The organism is Amycolatopsis sp. NPDC098790 (genome assembly GCF_044759945.1).
In the GTDB taxonomy this organism is placed as follows: Bacteria; Actinomycetota; Actinomycetes; order Mycobacteriales; family Pseudonocardiaceae; genus Amycolatopsis.
Genome location: NZ_JBIWAI010000004.1, coordinates 795,086 through 812,715 on the forward strand (window position 1 = coordinate 795,086; position 17,630 = coordinate 812,715).

The 17,630-nt window shown below is 69.8% G+C and carries 16 protein-coding genes; 4 read left to right on the plus strand and 12 right to left on the minus strand.

Features of this window, described 5'->3' with window-relative positions; translation table 11 throughout:
* Positions 1 to 8 precede the first annotated feature (8 nt).
* The 8 genes from atpA to ACIQWX_RS33220 all read right to left on the minus strand — a co-directional run bounded on the left by atpA (position 9) and on the right by ACIQWX_RS33220 (position 7,136).
* Positions 9 to 1,649: a F0F1 ATP synthase subunit alpha gene (atpA, locus tag ACIQWX_RS33185; protein WP_400879536.1), complete on the minus strand. Its 1,641-nt coding sequence runs from the start codon at positions 1,647 to 1,649 to the stop codon at positions 9 to 11.
* 57 nt (positions 1,650 to 1,706) lie between these two features.
* The gene (locus tag ACIQWX_RS33190; RefSeq protein ID WP_400879538.1) at positions 1,707 to 2,531 is read right to left on the minus strand and encodes a F0F1 ATP synthase subunit delta; all 825 of its coding nucleotides are present in this window, start codon (positions 2,529 to 2,531) and stop codon (positions 1,707 to 1,709) included.
* Between the two features lie 5 nt (positions 2,532 to 2,536).
* Positions 2,537 to 3,097, minus strand: a complete 561-nt coding sequence (locus tag ACIQWX_RS33195; RefSeq protein WP_400879541.1) for a F0F1 ATP synthase subunit B — start codon at positions 3,095 to 3,097, stop codon at positions 2,537 to 2,539.
* A 30-nt stretch (positions 3,098 to 3,127) separates the two neighbouring features.
* Complete coding sequence (locus tag ACIQWX_RS33200) at positions 3,128 to 3,385, minus strand: ATP F0F1 synthase subunit C (protein WP_026468506.1); 258 nt, start codon at positions 3,383 to 3,385, stop codon at positions 3,128 to 3,130.
* A gap of 55 nt (positions 3,386 to 3,440) precedes the next feature.
* Positions 3,441 to 4,226, minus strand: coding sequence for a F0F1 ATP synthase subunit A (gene atpB, locus ACIQWX_RS33205; protein ID WP_400879544.1), 786 nt, complete (start codon positions 4,224 to 4,226; stop codon positions 3,441 to 3,443).
* A 534-nt stretch (positions 4,227 to 4,760) separates the two neighbouring features.
* A complete protein-coding gene (locus tag ACIQWX_RS33210) occupies positions 4,761 to 5,204 on the minus strand; it encodes a hypothetical protein (protein WP_086672652.1) in 444 nt (147 codons plus the stop codon).
* A gap of 49 nt (positions 5,205 to 5,253) precedes the next feature.
* Positions 5,254 to 6,411, minus strand: a complete 1,158-nt coding sequence (locus ACIQWX_RS33215; RefSeq protein ID WP_400879548.1) for a glycosyltransferase family 4 protein — start codon at positions 6,409 to 6,411, stop codon at positions 5,254 to 5,256.
* 74 nt (positions 6,412 to 6,485) lie between these two features.
* The gene (locus tag ACIQWX_RS33220) at positions 6,486 to 7,136 is read right to left on the minus strand and encodes an L-threonylcarbamoyladenylate synthase (protein ID WP_400879551.1); all 651 of its coding nucleotides are present in this window, start codon (positions 7,134 to 7,136) and stop codon (positions 6,486 to 6,488) included.
* A 556-nt stretch (positions 7,137 to 7,692) separates the two neighbouring features.
* Here ACIQWX_RS33220 and ACIQWX_RS33225 point away from each other — a divergent pair.
* The gene (locus tag ACIQWX_RS33225) at positions 7,693 to 9,666 is read left to right on the plus strand and encodes a M6 family metalloprotease domain-containing protein (RefSeq protein WP_400879553.1); all 1,974 of its coding nucleotides are present in this window, start codon (positions 7,693 to 7,695) and stop codon (positions 9,664 to 9,666) included.
* A gap of 265 nt (positions 9,667 to 9,931) precedes the next feature.
* On the opposite strand, the gene prmC is transcribed toward ACIQWX_RS33225, so the two are convergent.
* Positions 9,932 to 10,798, minus strand: a complete 867-nt coding sequence (gene prmC, locus ACIQWX_RS33230) for a peptide chain release factor N(5)-glutamine methyltransferase (RefSeq protein WP_400879556.1) — start codon at positions 10,796 to 10,798, stop codon at positions 9,932 to 9,934.
* Positions 10,799 to 11,035: 237 nt separating this feature from the next.
* Here prmC and ACIQWX_RS33235 point away from each other — a divergent pair, with 237 nt between their 5' ends.
* The 3 genes from ACIQWX_RS33235 to ACIQWX_RS33245 are packed head-to-tail and all read left to right on the plus strand — an operon-like array spanning position 11,036 to position 13,923.
* Positions 11,036 to 12,013, plus strand: a complete 978-nt coding sequence (locus ACIQWX_RS33235) for a glycosyltransferase family 2 protein (protein ID WP_400879559.1) — start codon at positions 11,036 to 11,038, stop codon at positions 12,011 to 12,013.
* Positions 12,010 to 12,441, plus strand: a complete 432-nt coding sequence (locus ACIQWX_RS33240; protein WP_400879562.1) for a GtrA family protein — start codon at positions 12,010 to 12,012, stop codon at positions 12,439 to 12,441. Before ACIQWX_RS33235 ends, ACIQWX_RS33240 begins: the two co-directional genes overlap by 4 nt.
* Before the next feature lie 18 nt (positions 12,442 to 12,459).
* On the plus strand, positions 12,460 to 13,923 hold the full coding sequence (locus ACIQWX_RS33245) for a hypothetical protein (protein ID WP_400879565.1): 1,464 nt from the start codon (positions 12,460 to 12,462) through the stop codon (positions 13,921 to 13,923).
* A gap of 22 nt (positions 13,924 to 13,945) precedes the next feature.
* On the opposite strand, the gene prfA is transcribed toward ACIQWX_RS33245, so the two are convergent.
* From prfA to rho, 3 genes are all read right to left on the minus strand, one after another.
* Entirely contained in the window at positions 13,946 to 15,016 is a 1,071-nt protein-coding gene (gene prfA, locus ACIQWX_RS33250) for a peptide chain release factor 1 (RefSeq protein ID WP_400879567.1), read from the minus strand.
* A gap of 80 nt (positions 15,017 to 15,096) precedes the next feature.
* Complete coding sequence (gene rpmE / locus ACIQWX_RS33255) at positions 15,097 to 15,327, minus strand: 50S ribosomal protein L31 (RefSeq protein WP_086863515.1); 231 nt, start codon at positions 15,325 to 15,327, stop codon at positions 15,097 to 15,099.
* 179 nt (positions 15,328 to 15,506) lie between these two features.
* Entirely contained in the window at positions 15,507 to 17,492 is a 1,986-nt protein-coding gene (gene rho / locus ACIQWX_RS33260) for a transcription termination factor Rho (protein WP_400879571.1), read from the minus strand.
* Positions 17,493 to 17,630: the final 138 nt, after the last annotated feature.

The window sequence follows — 17,630 nt, forward strand, 5'->3', positions numbered from 1 at the left end:
CTATCAGCTCACTTCTTCGGGGCGGGCTTGTTGACCTTGACGGTCTCGTGCCCGACCTTGTCGGCGTCCATCGCGTCGGCGTCCGCCTCGACCAGGGGCTTGCCCTCGGAGGTGGTGAACTCCTTCTTGAACTCGTTCACCGCTTCGACGACCGCTTCGCGGGTCTCCTGCGGGAACTTGCCCGACTCGCGGATGCCCTTGATCAGGTCGGCGTGCTTGCGGCGGGCCGAGTCGATGAACTCGTGGTTGAACCGGCGGACGTCCTCGGTCGGGACCGAGTCGTAGTGCCCGTTCGTGCCCAGGTAGACCGTGAGGACCTGCTCCTCGACCGGGATCGGCGAGTACTGCGGCTGCTTGAGCACCTCGTACAGCCGGGCACCGCGCTCGAGCTGCGCCTTCGACGCGTCGTCGAGGTCCGAGGCGAAGGCCGCGAAGGCCTCCAGCTCGCGGTACTGCGACAGGTCGATCCGGAGCGAGCCCGCGACGTCCTTCATCGCCTTGACCTGCGCGGCACCACCCACGCGGGACACCGAGATACCCACGTCGATGGCCGGGCGCTGGCCGGCGTTGAACAGGTCGGACTGGAAGAAGCACTGGCCGTCGGTGATCGAGATGACGTTCGTCGGGATGTAGGCCGACACGTCGTTGGCCTTCGTCTCGATGATCGGCAGCCCGGTCAGCGAGCCGGCACCCAGCTCGTCCGAGAGCTTCGCGCACCGCTCCAGGAGGCGGGAGTGCAAGTAGAAGACGTCGCCGGGGAACGCCTCGCGGCCCGGCGGGCGGCGCAGCAGCAGCGAGATCGCGCGGTAGGCGTCGGCCTGCTTGGTCAGGTCGTCGAACACGATGAGGACGTGCTTGCCCTCGTACATCCAGTGCTGGCCGATGGCCGAGCCGGTGTACGGCGCGATCCACTTGAAGCCGGCCGAGTCGGACGCGGGGGCCGCGACGATGGTGGTGTACTCCAGCGCGCCGGCGTCCTCGAGGGACTTCTTCACGGCGGCGATCGTGGAGCCCTTCTGGCCGACCGCGACGTAGATGCAGCGGACCTGCTTCTGCGGGTCGCCGGTCTCCCAGTTGGCCTTCTGGTTGATGATCGTGTCCACGGCGACGGCGGTCTTGCCCGTCTTGCGGTCACCGATGATCAGCTGGCGCTGGCCGCGCCCGATCGGCGTCATCGCGTCGATGGCGGTGATGCCGGTCTGCAGCGGCTCCGACACCGGCTGGCGCTCGACGACCGAAGCGGCCTTGAGCTCCAGCGCGCGGCGCTCGGTGGTCTCGATGTCGCCGAGGCCGTCGATCGCCTGGCCCAGCGGGTTGACGACGCGGCCGAGGTAGCCGTCGCCGACCGGCACCGACAGGACCTGGCCGGTGCGCTTGACCTGCTGGCCTTCTTCGATGGTCTCGAAGTCGCCGAGGATCGCGGCACCGATGGAGCGCGCGTCCAGGTTCAGGGCGACGCCCAGGATGCCGCCGGGGAACTCGAGCAGCTCGTTGGCCATGGCCGAGGGCAGGCCCTCGACGTGGGCGATGCCGTCACCGGCGTCCACCACGATGCCAACTTCTTCCCGGCTCACGTCCGGGGCGTAACTCGAGACGTAGTTCTCGATCGCGCTACGGATCTCATCCGAGGAGATCGTCAGCTCGGCCATGTCTTTCCCGCTCTCGCTTCGTTCTTGCCAGTATGCAAAGTCTTGTGTGACCCGGCGCTATGCCCGGGCCAGCCGCCTGCGCAGCGCCGCCAGCTGACCCGCCGCGCTCCCGTCGATGACCTCGTCGCCGACGCGGACGACGAGCCCGCCGCCGAGCCGGGGGTCGACCTCGACGTGCAGCGCGATCGGCCGCCCGTAGAGGGCGTCGAGCTTCGCGCCCAGCTGGGCGGTCTGCTCGTCGGACAGGGCGTTCGCGCTGGTCACGTAGGCGACCGAGCGCTCACGGCGTTCCGCGGCCAGCTTGACCAGCTTGTCGAGCCCGATGCCGACGCCGCGGCCCTTGGCCCGGCGCACCACCTGCTCGACGAGGGTCTCGGTGACCACGTCCACCTTGTCGGCGAACAGCCCGCGCACCAGGGTGCGCTTGGCGTCGGCGGGACCGGCCAGGTCGGAGAGCGCGGCCTCCAGTTCCGGGGCGCCGGCCACGATCCGCGCGACCTGGAACAGCTGGGACTCGACGGCGTCGACGTTCCCGGTCTTCTCGGCCGCGGTGAGCAGGGCCGAGCGGCCGAGCTCCTCGAGCCCGTCGGTCAGCTCGCGGGGGCTGGACCAGCGGCTGCCCGCCACGGCGTCGAGCACCTTGAGGGCCGGTTCGGACAGCTTGCCGTCGAACAGCCGGCGCACCAGCCCGGTGCGCGCCTCCGGCGACGTCGACGCGTCGCTCACCGCCCGGCGCAGGCCGATCTCCCGGTCCAGCAGGTCGACGACCGAGAGCAGCTCGTCGCCGACCGTGGCCGCGTCGGCGCCCGCGTCGGCCAGAACCTCGCCGAGGCGTTCCTCGGCGAGGCCGAGCGCTTCACGGCTCGCAGCATGCAGCGTCATTCTGGTTACTTCCCCGCTCCGTTGGAGGCACCGGCGGTCTCCAGCTCCGCCAGGAACCGGTCGACGGTGCCGCGGCGGCGCGCCTCGTCCTCGAGCGACTCGCCGACGATGCGGCTCGCCAGCTCGACGGCGTTGCGGCCCATGTCGGCCCGCAGCTCGGCGATGATCTGCGCCTTCTGGGCCTGCAGCTGGGCCTGCCCCTGGGCGACGATGCGCTGGGACTCGGCCTCGGCCTCGGCTCGCAGCTCCGCCTTGATCTGCTCGGCTTCGAGCCGCGCGTCGTCGCGGATCTTCGCCGCTTCGCTACGGGCGTCCTGCAGCTGGGCCTTGTACTTGGCCAGCGCCTCTTCGGCCTCGGCCTGGGCCTTCTCGGCCTTCTCGATGCCACCCTCGATCTTCTGCGCACGCTCTTCGTACGCGGCCTCGAAGCGAGGGACGACGTACTTCTTGAGGATGAACAGCAGGATGAGGAAGGCGACGATGCCGAGGATCAGCTCCGAGATCTCGGGGATGATCGGGTTGTGCGTTTCGCCCTCTGCGGCGAGGACCAAGGCACTGTTCAGCACGGCGTCTCCTTAAAGCGATGAGCCGAGGACTCAGGCGGCGGAGGCGATGAAGTAGATGACGATGCCGATCAGGGCGAGCACCTCGGTCAGAACGAAGGTCGAGAAGCCGATGCCCTGCAGCTTGCCCTGCGCCTCCGGCTGACGCGCGGTGCCGTTGATGACGGCGGCGAAGATCAGACCCACACCGATGCCCGGGCCGATCGCGCCCAGGCCGTAGCCGATCGCGGCGAGACCGGGGTTGATGTTGACAGCCTGCTCGGCGGCCTGGGCCAGAACGATGTTGCTCACGTGCATTTCCCTTCACTTCGGTCCACGCGCTCGCGTGGATCGGGGGCTTGTGTTCTCAGTGCTCCGACGCCAGCGCGGCGCCGATGTACCCAGCCGACAGCAGGGCGAAGATGTAGGCCTGCAGCACCTGGATGAAGGCCTCGAGGAACGTCATCCCGATGGCGAAGAGCCACGCCACCAGCGAGACCGGCTTCAGGGCCCAGCTCGACGTCTCGGTCAGCAGGAAGGTGCCGCCGAGGGTGAACACCGCCAGGATCAGGTGACCCGCGAACATGGCGGCGAAAACACGGATGGCGAGCGTCAGCGGGTTGAGGAAGAACTTTTCCGCGAACTCGATCAGCGAGAAGAGCGGCAGCACCGCCTTGGGCACGCCCGGCGGGGCGAGCTCCTTCTTGAAGTACCCGGCGAAACCGTGCCGCTTGAACCCGACGAAGTGGTAGACCGGGTAGACGACGAGGACCGACAACGCGAGCGGGAAGCCGAAGCGCGCCATGGTCGGGAACTGCAGGACGGGGATGATCCCGTAGAGGTTGTTCACCAGCACGAAGGTGAACAGTGCGAAAACGAGGGGGACGAACGACTTGAAGTCCTTCGAACCGATCTGCTCGCGCGCGATGTTGTTGCGGCTGAAGTCGTAGATCGACTCGGCGACGAACTGCCCCCTGCTCGGAACGACCTTGAGCTTGCGGGTCGCCAGCAGGAAGTACGTCGCGATGATGACCACCGAAAGCACGACGAGCAGCATCGGCTTGGTGACCGAGCCGAACAACGGCGGCAACTCGAAGCTTTCGGCGCCGGGCGGCGCGAATACCGCACCCTCGGCCAAAACCAGCGCGCCCACTGGGCTCCTTCCGGTTCTCCCGGCCGGCGTTCACTCCGCCGGGGGAATCGTCACGATCTGGACTTAACGTACCCGATACGTATCGGGACGTCGGAGGCGGCTACCCCACGGTCCGCAGAACACACCTTCACGTTCTGCACACGGGGTTGTCTCGCATGAACACTGCCCTGCTGTCTACTTCGGACCAGCGGCGGAAGAGGCGGAACTACACGGTCGCCACACTGCTGATCGCGGTTCGTCTTGGGGAGTGCGCGGTCGAGGCCGCCACCCTTGACGCGGACCATACCAGCAGGTCAATCAGTGCCGTACACGCGTACTCCATACCCACCGATCAGCCCAGGACCTAAGTCCCGGGTCGATCCGGGACCCAGGTCCGGGACCGGGCGGGACCGGTCCCGCAACGGTGCAGGCGGCGGGTCCCGGCGTCGTTTTCGGCCGCGCACGAAGGCGCACTTTCATGATGCCGGTCACACTCGTGCGGCCGCAGCGCGCCTCACGGTGGGTAACGGAAGCTTCCGGCGAAACGGACGGGCGTCAGGAGGGGATGATCGTCGGGATCTTGGTCTTGCGGAACGCGGCGAACTCGGCCGCGGCGGCCACCAGGATGGCGACGATCATCGTGATGCCGAGCGACATCGGGTGCAGCGCGGTGACGCCCTTCAGCAGCGTCAGCGCGCCGAACAGCAGGACGACCTTCACGACGTACCCGCCGAGCGCGATGACCATGACGAACATCGGGTCCTGGCCCGCGCTGAAGCGCATCAGGCCCAGCGTCGACAGCGACGCGAGCATCGCCAGCACCGCGCCGACGAGCGAGCCGAGGAAGCCGGGCAGGCCGTTGAGGATGCTGAACAGCACGATGCAGACGAGCACCGCCGGCGGCGTGACGAGCAGCGAAGCCTTCGTCATCGCGCGGGCGGCCTGCAGCACCACCTTGGCGTGCGGGTTCTCCTGCGCTTCGGTTTCGGTCTCGCTCACGGCTGGCTCCCTGCTCGGTTCAGCCACCGAGTGTAGAGAACCCGGCCGGTCAGGTTCCGGGCTGGTTGCGCGAGCGCAGCCGCGGGACGATCGAGACCACCACCGCGAACACCAGCCCGGCCCCGATGATCCAGAGCGCCGCGGCGTCGTCGAACAACGTCACCGAGACCGCGCCGAACGCCAGGATGCCCGCCCACAAGTAGATGAGCAGCACCGCGCGGCGCTGGGAGTGGCCGATCTCCAGCAGGCGGTGGTGCAGGTGCATCTTGTCGGCCGCGAACGGGCTTTCGCCGCGGCGCGTGCGGCGGACGACCGCCATGATCAGGTCCAGCAGCGGCACGAACAGCACCGCCGCCACGACCACCAGCGGCGACAGCAACGCGATCGCGTCCTTGCCGCTGAACTGCGGGTACGGCACGCGCCCGGACGCCGACGTCGTCGCGCCCGCGAGCATCAGGCCGATCATCATCGACCCGGAGTCGCCCATGAAGATCTTCGCGGGCTGGAAGTTGTACGGCAGGAACCCCAGACACGCGCCGGCGAGCGTCGCCGCGATCAGCGCGGGCGGGTACGTGCCGACGTCGCCGCCGGAGCTGTCGAGCAGGCCGAGGGAGAACGCGCACGTCGCCGTCGCGGCGATGAAACCGAGACCGCCGGCCAGCCCGTCGAGGCCGTCGACGAAGTTCATCGCGTTGACCATCACCACGACCATCACGACGGTGAGCAGCGCGCCCTGGTTCTTGTCGAGCACCAGCACCGAGCCGAACGAGTCGCCCTGGCCGCCCCACGGCACCCAGAACGACACCCACTGCACGCCGAAGATGACCAGGATCCCGGCGCACATGACCTGGCCGGCCAGCTTCGTCCACGCGTCGAGCTCGAACCGGTCGTCGAGCGCGCCGATGAGCGAGATGACCCCGGCGGCGAGCAGCACGCCGACCGAGTCGAACGAGGCGTCGAAGCCGTGCGACAGCGCGGGCAGCTGGTGGGCCAGGCCCATCGCGCCCGCGACGCCGAGGAAGATGCCGACCCCGCCCATCCGCGGGATCGGGGCGACGTGCACGTCGCGCGCCCGCGGGTTGGCGATGGCGCCGACGCGGATCGCGAGCCGGCGCACGAGGCCGGTGAGCAGGTAGGTCACGGCCGTCGCGGTCAGCGCGACGAGGATGTATTCCCGGATGGGGAGAAGACCGGATGTGGGCGGCACGGGTGCGTCACGCTCGCGGGGTCGGGGTCACCCGCGACACGCTATCGTGCCGCGGTTCCGTGCCGGATCCGGCTTCAGGCCAACGATTCCGCGGGCACACCGAGCACCTCCGCGATGGCAGCCTTCGTCACCGCGCCCTCGCGCAGCACGACCGGTTCGGTGCCGGTGAGGTCCACGATGCTCGACGCGACGGGCTCCCCGCTCGACCCGCCGTCGAGGTAGACCGCGACCGAGTCGCCGAGCTGTTCCTGCGCTTCCTGCGCGGTGCTGGCCGGCGGCCGTCCGGAGACGTTCGCGCTCGAGACGGCCATCGGGCCGACGTCGCGCAGCAGCTCCAGGGCGACCGGGTGCAGCGGCATCCGCAGCATCACGGTGCCGCGGGCGTCACCGAGGTTCCACTGCAGACTCGGCGCGTGCGGGAGCACGATGGACAGATCGCCGGGCCAGAAGGCTTCGACGAGCGCCCGCGCCTGCGGGGGCACGCCGAGCACCAGGCCGTCCACAGTGGACCAGGACCCGACGAGCACCCCGACGGGCATGTCCGGACCGCGGTTCTTCGCCCGCAGCAGCGCTTGCACGGCACCGGCGTCGAAGGCGTCGGCCCCGATGCCGTAGACGGTGTCGGTCGGCAGGACGACCAGCCGGCTCGAGCGGACCGCACCCGCGGCCGCCGCCAGTCCGTCGGCCCGGGACTCCCGCTTGCTGCAGTCGTAGACCACGCTCATGGTGGCCAAGAGTAGTCCGGCGGCCGGAGGGGACGTTCGCCGCGTCACACCGGGTCGTCCGGGGGCCGCGCACGGCCAGCCTGGTGGGCGGCCCGCGGGGGCGCCCCCGTTTTCCACGCTACCGGCGAGCACCGACAGTTTCCGGCGCTCCCGGCGCGCGGGGCCGGAGTTGTCCACAACGCCCGGCCCGGACGACATGAATGAGTCATTCGCGTCACCAGGCGACATGAATGAGTCATTCACGACATCCGGCGAGCCGGTCACCGGCGGATGGCGGCCTGCCCCGCGACTTCGCCGAAGCCCTGTCGCCAGACGTCATGAACGAGTCGTTCATCTCGCCAGACGATATGAAAGGGTCGTTCACGACATCCGGCGGGAGCCGCGGACCGGCCGCCCCGCCCGGACGAGCCGTGCGACAGGCTGACAAACCGGCCAGACTTTCGTCGTGGGGCAAGCGGGTAAACCTCGCCGCGAGGCAGAACCGCGACAGCGCGGCTCAATACGGTCGATCTTCGGGAACCACCACCCCCGTGGGTTCCCAGTGAAGGAGCCGCAGATGCGCCCCAGAACCCCGAAAGCGCTCGCCCTGCTCGCCGCGGTCACCGTCCTCACCGGGCTCGGCGCCGGCACCGCCGCCGCCGAGCCGCTCACCCGTGGCTGGCCCGCCCCGATCGACGCCGCGCACTGGGAGAACCAGGACCACATGACCTGGTCCGACTACCGCAAGGTGCCCGGCACGAACTGGGCCGACCCGTCCCTGAAGCCGACCCAGCGCACGTTCAAGGGCGCGGTCGTCCTCGCCGACTACCCGGACCAGGACTTCGTCGTCACGAAGCCGGCGAACTCGACGATCTTCGGCAACCCCGGCCCCGCCGCCGCGAACATCCCGCGGGCCGGCGTCGCGCAGTACTACCAGGACTTCCTCAACAAGCCCGAGGCGCTCAACAACGGGCACACGATCAACGAGTACTGGATGGAGGACTCCGGCGGCCGCTTCGGCGTGCAGCTGACCGCGTTCGGGCCGTACCGGATGCCCGGGAAGTCCTACGAGTACGGCATGGAGTTCCAGCCGAGCGCGTGCCCGCCCGGCGCGAACTGCACCCGGGACATCCGCAAGGACGCAGGCGACGCGTGGCGCGCGGACGTCGGGGACACCGCGAACCAGTTCGACTTCGTCTTCTACCTCTCCGCCGGCCAGGACGAGAGCTCGACCTGGCAGGAGTTCGGCGAGATGAAGTTCGGCACCAAGGAGAGCGTGCCGGACGCGTTCGGGCCGCCGAACCACGACCTGCCCAACTACGCGGCGACGCGGTACGTGCCGTGGACGTCGTGGGCGTCGGCCGCCAGCATCTGGCCCAACGCCCAGGACGGCAGCTCGGTGCAGGCCGAAAGCTCCGGGCAATCGACCTACGCCCACGAGTTCAGCCACATCCTGGGCATCGGCGACAACTACAACAACCCGTTCGGCGTGCCGCCGTCGCGCAGCTACAGCGGACCGTGGGACATGCTGTCGCGCGGGACGTTCAACGGTCCCGGCGGCCCGCACACGCGCTGGCAGATCCCGGCGACCCAGGGCAGCTCGATGGGCGCCCAGCACCAGCTGCGCAACAAGCTGAAGCTCGGCATCGTCGACCCGGCGGACGTCCTGCAGCTGGACCGCAACGAGCTCGCTTCGACGGGCCCGGTGTCGGCGCGCATCACCGCACGCGAGACGGAGGCGCAGCCCGGCGCGTTCACCGGGTTGAACATCAAGCTGACGGGCGGCGACAAGGCGCCGAAGTGCGACCGGGCGAAGGACCCGTTCTGCGACGGCGGCGGCTACGACAACTACACGGTCGAGGTCGTCGACCGGATGGGCGCGGACTCGTTCGCCCCGGACTCCGGCGTCATGATCACCAAGACGAAGAACAAGGACAACGCGCCCTTCGACTGGGTGATCGACGCGAACCCGCAGGACATCGGGATCACCGACTACACCAAGCCGGACGGCACGCCGGTGAAGATCACCATCGGTGACTACCGCCAGCTCAACGACGCGCTGTTCAAGGCGGGCACGGAGGCGGCGAGCCCGTACGAGTACACCGACGAGGCGAACCGGCTCCGGTTCCTGATCACGGACCTGGCCCGCGACCGGCGCGGCGTGCTGTCGTACACGGTGACGGTGGCGTCCCTGGACGGCTCGGGCAGCCAGGCCCGAGGGGCGGCGCTGACCCCGGCACTGCCGGCGTTCGCCCGCGGCGGCCTGGCGACGTGCGACTTCGGCCTGCTCAACACGGGCTCGGCGCGGGGCGCAAAGGCACCGTACGACACGGACACGTACCGGCTGACCGCGTCGACGGACGCTCGCGGTTGGGAGGTGCGGCTGCCCAACGAGCTGGCGACGGCGAAGTTCGGGGGGCACGTGAAGGTGCCGGCGTACGCGAAGAGGACCTCGGGCGGAGACCTCGCGGCCCGGGTGAAGCTGACGGCGACGTCGGTGAGCGACCCGTCCAAGACGGCGACGGCGAGCTGCACGGCGTTCGGCTTCTGATCCCGGCCGGCCGTCGCGAATGACTCATTCGGGACCGCAGTGGTCCCGAATGAGTCATTCGCAGCATCCGGTGCGGGAGCCGACCCGGCCGATCCGGACGTCATGAACGAGTCGTTCACCTCGTCCGACGCCATGAAAGAGTCGTTCATGACGTTCGCGCCTGGCCTGCGCTGTGGACAACTCCGGCCGCCCGGGCGAAACGCGCGCAAAACTGTCGGTGCCCACCGGTAGCGTGGAAAACGGGGGCGCCCCCGCGGGCCCGGGCTCAGCCCAGCCGGCGGGCCGTGACGAACCGGGCCCGCCCCGTCAAGTCCGCGTGCCCCTCGACCCCCGTCAGCACCCGCCGGGCCCGCACCAACGCCGGCACCGCCGACCCGTGCGTGTCGTCGTGCTCGATCGCCAACCCGCCTCCGGGCCGCAGCAACCTCGCCCCCGCCGCGATCGCGTGGCGGATCACCGCCAGCCCGCTCTCCTCCGCGAACACCGCGCGCGGCGGGTCGTGTTCCGCGACCTCGGGCGGCACCGGCGTGCCCTCCGGGACGTACGGCGGGTTGCACAGCACCAGGTCGACCAGGCCGTCCAGCTCGGCGAACATCGTCGGGTCGCCGATGTCGCCCGAGTACAGCCGGATCGGGGTGCTGCCCGCGTCCGCGTGGACGTCCGCGTTGTGACGGGCCCACGCCAGCGCCTGCGGGTCGACGTCCACCGCGTAGACCACCGCGTCCGGCCGGGCGTGCGCCACCGCCAGTGCCAGCGCTCCCGAGCCGGTGCACAGGTCCACCACCACCGGGAACTCGCGCCCCTGCAGGAACTTGACGCCCCACTCGAGCAGCAGCTCGGTCTCCGGCCGCGGGACGAACACCCCCGCGCCGACCGCGACCGTGATCTCCCCCAGCGCGGCCCAGCCCGTCAGGTACTGCAGCGGGATCCGCTTCGCGCGCTGCTGGACGAGCTGGCCGATGGCCTCGATGACCGGCGGGTCGACCAGCGGCACCATCGGCAGCCGCCCGCGTTCGACCCCGAGCACGTGCGCCGCGATCACCTCGGCGTCGAACCGCGGCGACTCGACGCCCGCCCGTTCGAGGATCCGGGTGGCCTCGATGATGGCCAGGCGCAGCGGCTGCCGATTCACTCGTCGTCCTTCACCTCGTCAAGCCTGGCACACCAGGCGGAACTCCCCCGTCAGGACACGCGCCGGTCCCGCGCCCCTCAGCGTATCGAGGCCCCCTCACCGGCATGACAAACAGCCGCGAAACACCGGTCACCGCCACAATGGATCCGCACGGGGACGCTCCCGGGCCGCCACCGCGCGGATATTCTGGCCCCAGCGTCGCCGAAGCCCTAGACGCCGACCCACCAGGGAGCGCCAGTGCCGACCGAGCCGACCACGCGCCGCCGGGTCGCGTTCATCTTCCCCATCTACAACGAGGAAGCGAACATCGACCTGCTGCACCGCACGGTCGACGAAGTCACCGCACCGCTGGCCGGGCGGTACGACTTCAGCTTCATCTACGTCGACGACGGCAGCCGCGACGCGTCCCTCGACCGGCTCACCGAGCTGGGGGCGCGCGACCCCCGCGTCACGGTGGTCGAGCTGTCCCGCAACTTCGGCCACCAGATGGCCGTCACCGCCGGGCTCGACCTGGTCGACGCCGACGCCGCGATCATCATGGACAGCGACCTGCAGGACCCGCCGCGGGTGGCCCTGGAGCTGCTCGAGAAGTGGGAAGAGGGCTACGAGGTCGTCTACGCGCAGCGCCGGTCGCGCCGCGATCCGCCGTTCAAGCGGTTCACCGCGAGCGCGTTCTACTGGTTCCTGCAGAAGATGGCCGCGGTCGAAATCCCGAAGAACACCGGCGACTTCCGGCTGGTCGACCGCAAGGTCGTCGACGAGCTGCGCAAGTACCGCGAGCGCGACCGGTTCCTGCGCGGGCTGGTCAGCTACGTCGGCTTCAAGCAGACGGCGGTGCTGTTCGACCGCGACCGCCGCAACGCCGGCGTCACCGGTTACCCGCTGACGAAGATGCTCCGCTTCGCCGCCGACGGCATCCTCGGGTTCTCGACGACGCCGCTGCGGATGATCACGCGGATGGGGTACCTGATCTCGCTGCTGAGCTTCCTCGGCGTGCTCTACGTCGTCGGGGTCAAGCTGTTCGCGCCGGAGACCGCGGTGCCCGGCTGGGCGTTCATCACCATCGCGATGTTCTTCCTCGGCGGCATCCAGATCATCATGCTCGGCGTGCTCGGCAGCTACATCGGCCGCACGTATTCGCAGGTCCAGAACCGGCCGTTGTACACGGTGGCGTCGGTGCGCACCGGTGCCGGCGATCGGAGCGCCGTCCAATGAGGTTCGTCACGGCCACGCAGGTGCGCTTCGGCATCGTCGGCATCGGCAACACGCTGGTCGACGCGCTCGGCTACGCGCTATTGGCGACCCTGGGCGTGCCGACGTTCGTCGCCAACTTCATTTCGACCACCGCCGGCATGCTGCTGTCGTTCACCCTCAACCGGAACTTCACCTTCCGCGCGAAAGACGGCGACATCCGCAAGCAGGCGCTGCTGTTCTTCGGCGTGACGGCGTTCGGGCTCTGGGTGGTCCAGTTCGGCGTCATCACGCTGGTCAGCCACCTGTTCCCGGGCATCAACCTGCTGGTTCCGAAGGGCGCGGCGATCGTCGTCGGGCTGTTCTGGAACTACCTGCTCTACCACTACGTGGTGTTCCGGCACCGGCCCGTTTCGCCCGTTCCCGGTGCAGCGCCCGCCGACTCTGCGTGATCTCGTACGCTCTTCCGAGTGCGATTCCGTGAACTGCGCTTCGGCTTGGGCGTCTTCGTCCTTTCCCTGGGCGTCCTGCTGGTCCGGTTCCTCGTGCCGCGGCCGGTCGGGATGGCCGACAACGGCGACGGCTGGCGCCTGCTGTGCGACCTCGGCGGCCGGCACCCGGAGCTGAGCTCCGAGTTCTACGTGCACTTCAGCTACGGGCCGGGTTCGGCCTGCAAGAGCGACTACATCTCGAGCCAGGCGTGGCTCGACTGGTTCGCGAGCAAGCTCGGCAAGGTGCTCGGCTCGTCGGCGGAGCTCAACCTGCTGGTGCTCGGCGCGATCACGTGCGTGCTGGTCGCCGTGGGCGTCGCGGCGACGGTGCTCGGCCTGGACCTCAGCCGCCGCAACCGCGTGATCGCGGCGGTGCTCCTGCTGCTCGTGATGGCCGACTCGGCGTTCTTCGGCTACTTCGCGTCGGTGCTGAGCGAGGGCGCCGGGTTCGTCGGGATGCTGCTGATGGCCGGCGGGCTGCTGCTGATGAGCCGCACGGGCGCGGCGCGGTACTGGGGTGCGGCGCTGACCGTGGGCGGCGCGCTGGTCGGCATCAACGCGAAGTCGCAGACGCTGCTGCTGATCCCGCTGTTCGTGCTGGCGTTGGCGCTGGTCAAGCCGCTCGGCAAGCGTGGCTGGTCGCGCTGGCTGCTGCCGCTGGGCGTGCTGGTGGTCGTCGGCGCGGGGACGGCGGCGGTGCAGTCCCACGGCGACCCGGCCAACGCCGAGTACCGCGAAGCGAACATGTACCACGTGGTGTTCGACAGCATCGTCGACGGCAAGCACGACACGGACGCCGACCTGGCGGCGCTGGGCCTGCCGCCGAGCGCGAAGAAGTTCATCGGCACCGGCTGGTGGGCGGCGCACCCGTGGACGGACGCGGACTACAACGGCTTCCGCGACAAGATCAGCCGCCGTAACGTGGTGCGCTACTACGCGGCCCACCCGCAGCGCACGCTGCAGATCCTCCAGCAGGGAGCGGTCGACACGCTGACGGCGCGCCCGTCCCGGCTGGGCAGCTTCGCCGAGTCGGCCGGGTTCCCGCAGATGGCCCAGGAGTACCGGGTGCCGGTGTTCTCCGGGCTGTCGAAGCTCGCGGCGCCGCTGGGGCTGTTCGTGCTGGTCCCGTTCTGGCTGCTGATCGGCTGGGCGGGCGTGCGCGCGTTCCGCCGTCAGCGCCGCGAATACGGGATCGTGGTGTTCTTCCTGCTGCTGTTCGCGGTGGGCCAGTTCGGGCTGTCCGCGCTCGGCGAGGGCGTCGAGGGCGTGAAGCACCAGCTGCTGACGCTGTTCCCGACGTTCCTGGCGTTCGTGTTCGCGGTGCTCAGCCTGGTCCGGAAGCCGGCTCGGCCCGAGCCCGAGCCGGCCGAGGTCCCGGACGTGGACCAGCCGACCGAGGTCTTCGACGCCTTCCGGGAGCCGGAGAAGCCCGCCCTCCGCTGAGACGGCGGGCCCGGCCGCCTCGTCAGCCCGCCGAGGCGGCCAGCCGCTCCTCGCGGTCCGCGGTCGCCAGCGCGTCGAGCACGCCGTCCAGCTCGCCGTCCAGGACCTGGTCCAGGTTGTACGCCTTGTAGTTCACCCGGTGGTCGGAGATGCGGTTCTCCGGGAAGTTGTACGTCCGGATCCGCTCCGACCGGTCGACCGTGCGGACCTGGGACTTGCGCGCGTCCGACGCCTTCGCCGCCGCCTCTTCCTCGGCGATCGCCTGGAGCCGGGCCTGGAGCACCTGCAGGGCCCGCGCGCGGTTCTGGATCTGGGACTTCTCGTTCTGGCACGACACCACGATGCCCGTCGGCAGGTGCGTGATCCGGACCGCCGAGTCGGTCGTGTTGACGCTCTGGCCGCCCGGGCCCGACGAGCGGAACACGTCGATGCGCAGGTCGTTCGGGTCGATCTCGACCTCGACCTCCTCCGGCTCCGGGTAGATGAGCACCCCGGACGCCGACGTGTGGATCCGGCCCTGGGACTCCGTCGCCGGCACGCGCTGGACGCGGTGCACGCCGCCCTCGAACTTCAGGCGCGACCAGACGCCGTCGACGACCGCCGACTTCGTCTTGATCGACAGCGTGACGTCCTTGAAGCCGCCCAGATCGGAGTCGACCGAGTCGAGGACTTCGGCCTTCCAGCCGTGGCGCTCGGCGTAGCGCAGGTACATGCGCAGCAGGTCGCCGGCGAAGAGGGCCGACTCTTCGCCACCCTCGCCGGACTTGATCTCCATCACGACGTCGGAGCCGTCGTACGGGTCGCGCGGCAGCAGCAGCTCGGTGAGCTTCGACTCCAGCTCGGGGATCTTCGCGGCCAGCTCGTCGGCCTCCGCGGCGAACTCCGCGTCCTCCGAGGCCATCTCCCGCGCGGCCGAGAGGTCGTCCCGGGCCGTGTCGAGCTCGTGGACGGCCCGGATCACCGGCGTCAGCTCGGCGTAGCGGCGGCCGAGCTTGCGGGCGCGCGCCTGGTCGGCGTGCACCGCGGGGTCAGCCAGCTGTTGCTCCAGCTCCGCGTGCTCGGCGAGCAGCCCCTTGAGCGAGCTCGAATCCACCTCTGCCACCTCTCAGCCCGGAGTGAGAACCACAAAAAACGACGCCCACCCGCGCGTGCGGGTGGGCGCCGTGAAAAAAGCTACTTGGCGTCGGCGTCCTTCTTCTGCCGCTTGCCGTAGCGAGCCTCGAAGCGCGCGACCCGGCCACCGGTGTCCATGATCTTCTGCTTGCCCGTGTAGAACGGGTGGCAGTTCGAGCAGATCTCGACGTGGATGTTGCCGCTGGTCTTGGTGCTGCGCGTGGTGAAGCTGTTGCCGCAGTCGCAGTTCACTTCGGTGACCACGTACTCGGGGTGAATACCGCTCTTCATGGTGTCCTCTCTCGTTGGCTCCGGGTCCCCAGTCGTTCACGGGGTGAACCGGCGCCGGACTTCAGCGGGTGATTCTGCCAGACAGGCTGACGATCACTGGAACGCACCCCGTTGACCTGGTATTCCGAACGCGCCGGAGGCCTCCCCGCCCGTGGCGGGAAGACCTCCGATCAGCACGCTCAGTCGTCTTCGCCGCCGCCGAGGGCGGTCTTCGAGACCTGCATCAGGAACTCGACGTTCGTCTTCGTCTTCCGCAGGCGCGAGATCAGCAGGTCGATGGCCTGCTGCGAGTCGAGCGCGTGCAGCACCCGGCTCAGCTTCACCGTGACCGCGAGCTCGTCCGGCGAGAGCAGCAGCTCGTCCTTGCGGGTACCGGACGGGTTGACGTCGACCGCCGGGAACACGCGGCGCTCGGCGATCTTCCGGTCCAGCTTGAGCTCCGCGTTACCGGTGCCCTTGAACTCCTCGAAGATGACCGTGTCCATCGTCGAGCCGGTCTCGACCATCGCCGTCGCGAAGATGGTCAGCGAGCCGCCGTTCTCGATGTTGCGCGCCGCGCCCAGGAACCGCTTCGGCGGGTACAGCGCGGTCGAGTCGACACCACCGGACAGGATCCGGCCGGACGCCGGGGCCGCCAGGTTGTACGCGCGGCCCAGCCGGGTGATCGAGTCGAGCAGCACGACGACGTCGTGGCCCATCTCGACCAGGCGCTTGGCCCGCTCGATCGACAGCTCCGCGACCGAGGTGTGGTCCGACGGCGGCCGGTCGAAGGTCGAGGCGATGACCTCGCCCTTCACCGAGCGCTGCATGTCGGTGACCTCTTCCGGACGCTCGTCGACCAGGACGACCATCAGGTGGCACTCGGGGTTGTTCGTGGAGATCGCGTTCGCGATGTCCTGCATGATCGTGGTCTTACCGGCCTTCGGCGGCGACACGATCAGGGCGCGCTGCCCCTTGCCGACCGGCATGATCAGGTCGATCACGCGGGTGGTGAGCTTGTGCGACTCGGTCTCGAGGCGCAGTCGCTCGTTCGGGTACAGCGGCGTCAGCTTGGTGAAGTCCGGGCGGCGCTTGGCCTCGTCCGGCTCCAGGCCGTTGATCGAGTCGACGCGCACCAGCGGGTTGAACTTCTGCCGCTGCTGCTCGCCCTCACGCGGCTGGCGGACGACGCCGGTGATGGCGTCACCGCGGCGCAGGCCGTACTTGCGGACCAGCGACAGCGAGACGTACACGTCGTTCGGGCCGGCGAGGTAGCCGGAAGTCCGCACGAACGCGTAGTTGTCGAGCACGTCCAGGATGCCCGCGACGGGCAGCAGGACGTCGTCCTCGCGGATCTCGGTGTCCGGCGAACCACCCTGCTCGCGCCCACCGCCGGAACCACGGCGGCGACGGTCGCGGAAGCGACGGCCGCGGCGGCCGCCTTCCTCGTCGTCGTCCGGCTGCTGGTTGCGGTTGTCCTGGCCGCCGCGGTTGCCGCCGTCCTGCTGCTGGTTGCGCTGGCGGTCGCCGCGGTTGCCGCCGTCCTGGCGGTTGTCGTTCCGGCCGCCCTGGCGCTGCTGGTCGCGGTTGCCGCCACCCTGCCCCTGCTGACGGTCGCCGCCCTGGCGGTCGCCACCGCCCTGGCGCTCGCCCTGCTGGCGGTCACCGCCCTGGCGGTCACCCTGCTGGCGGTCGCCGTCGGGCGAGCCGGCGGCGCGGTTGGAGCCGCGGCGACGGCGGCTGCGGCCGCCCTCCTCGGGCTGGCCGTCCTGGCCCTGCTGGCCGTCCTGCTTGTCCTGCTGCGGGCGCTCGGTCTGCGGCTGGGTGTCGGCCGGCGCGGACGCCTCGGCCTTCGGCTCCGGCTTGCTCTCGACCGGGGCGGCGGGCGCCTCGGCCTTGGGCTCGGCCTTCGGGGCCGAGGCCTTCACCGGCTCGCCGACGCCCTCGAGGGGCAGCGTCTCGGCGGCCGGACGCTTGCGGGACTTGCCCTGGCGCTCGCGGATCGCGGCGATCAGGTCGCCCTTGCGCATGCCCGTCGTCTCGCCGACGCCGAGCTCCCCAGCCAGCGAACGCAGTTCGGCGACGGTCTTACCGGTCAGCCCGCCGACCGTCCGCTTGGGAGCGGGGGCGGTGCCGTTCGTCTCGGCCGTGCCGCTCACGTCGCTCAAAAGATCGGTGTTGCTCACACATGTCCTTCCTGACCGATCCACGCCTCCAGGCGGATCAGCGGACTGCCGCTCGCTTCTGATCGCGAACCGGCGTATCTGTCCCCCGATACGGGAGATGAGCTCTTCGGCCGTGCGGAACACAGCTGGAGCGCCTCC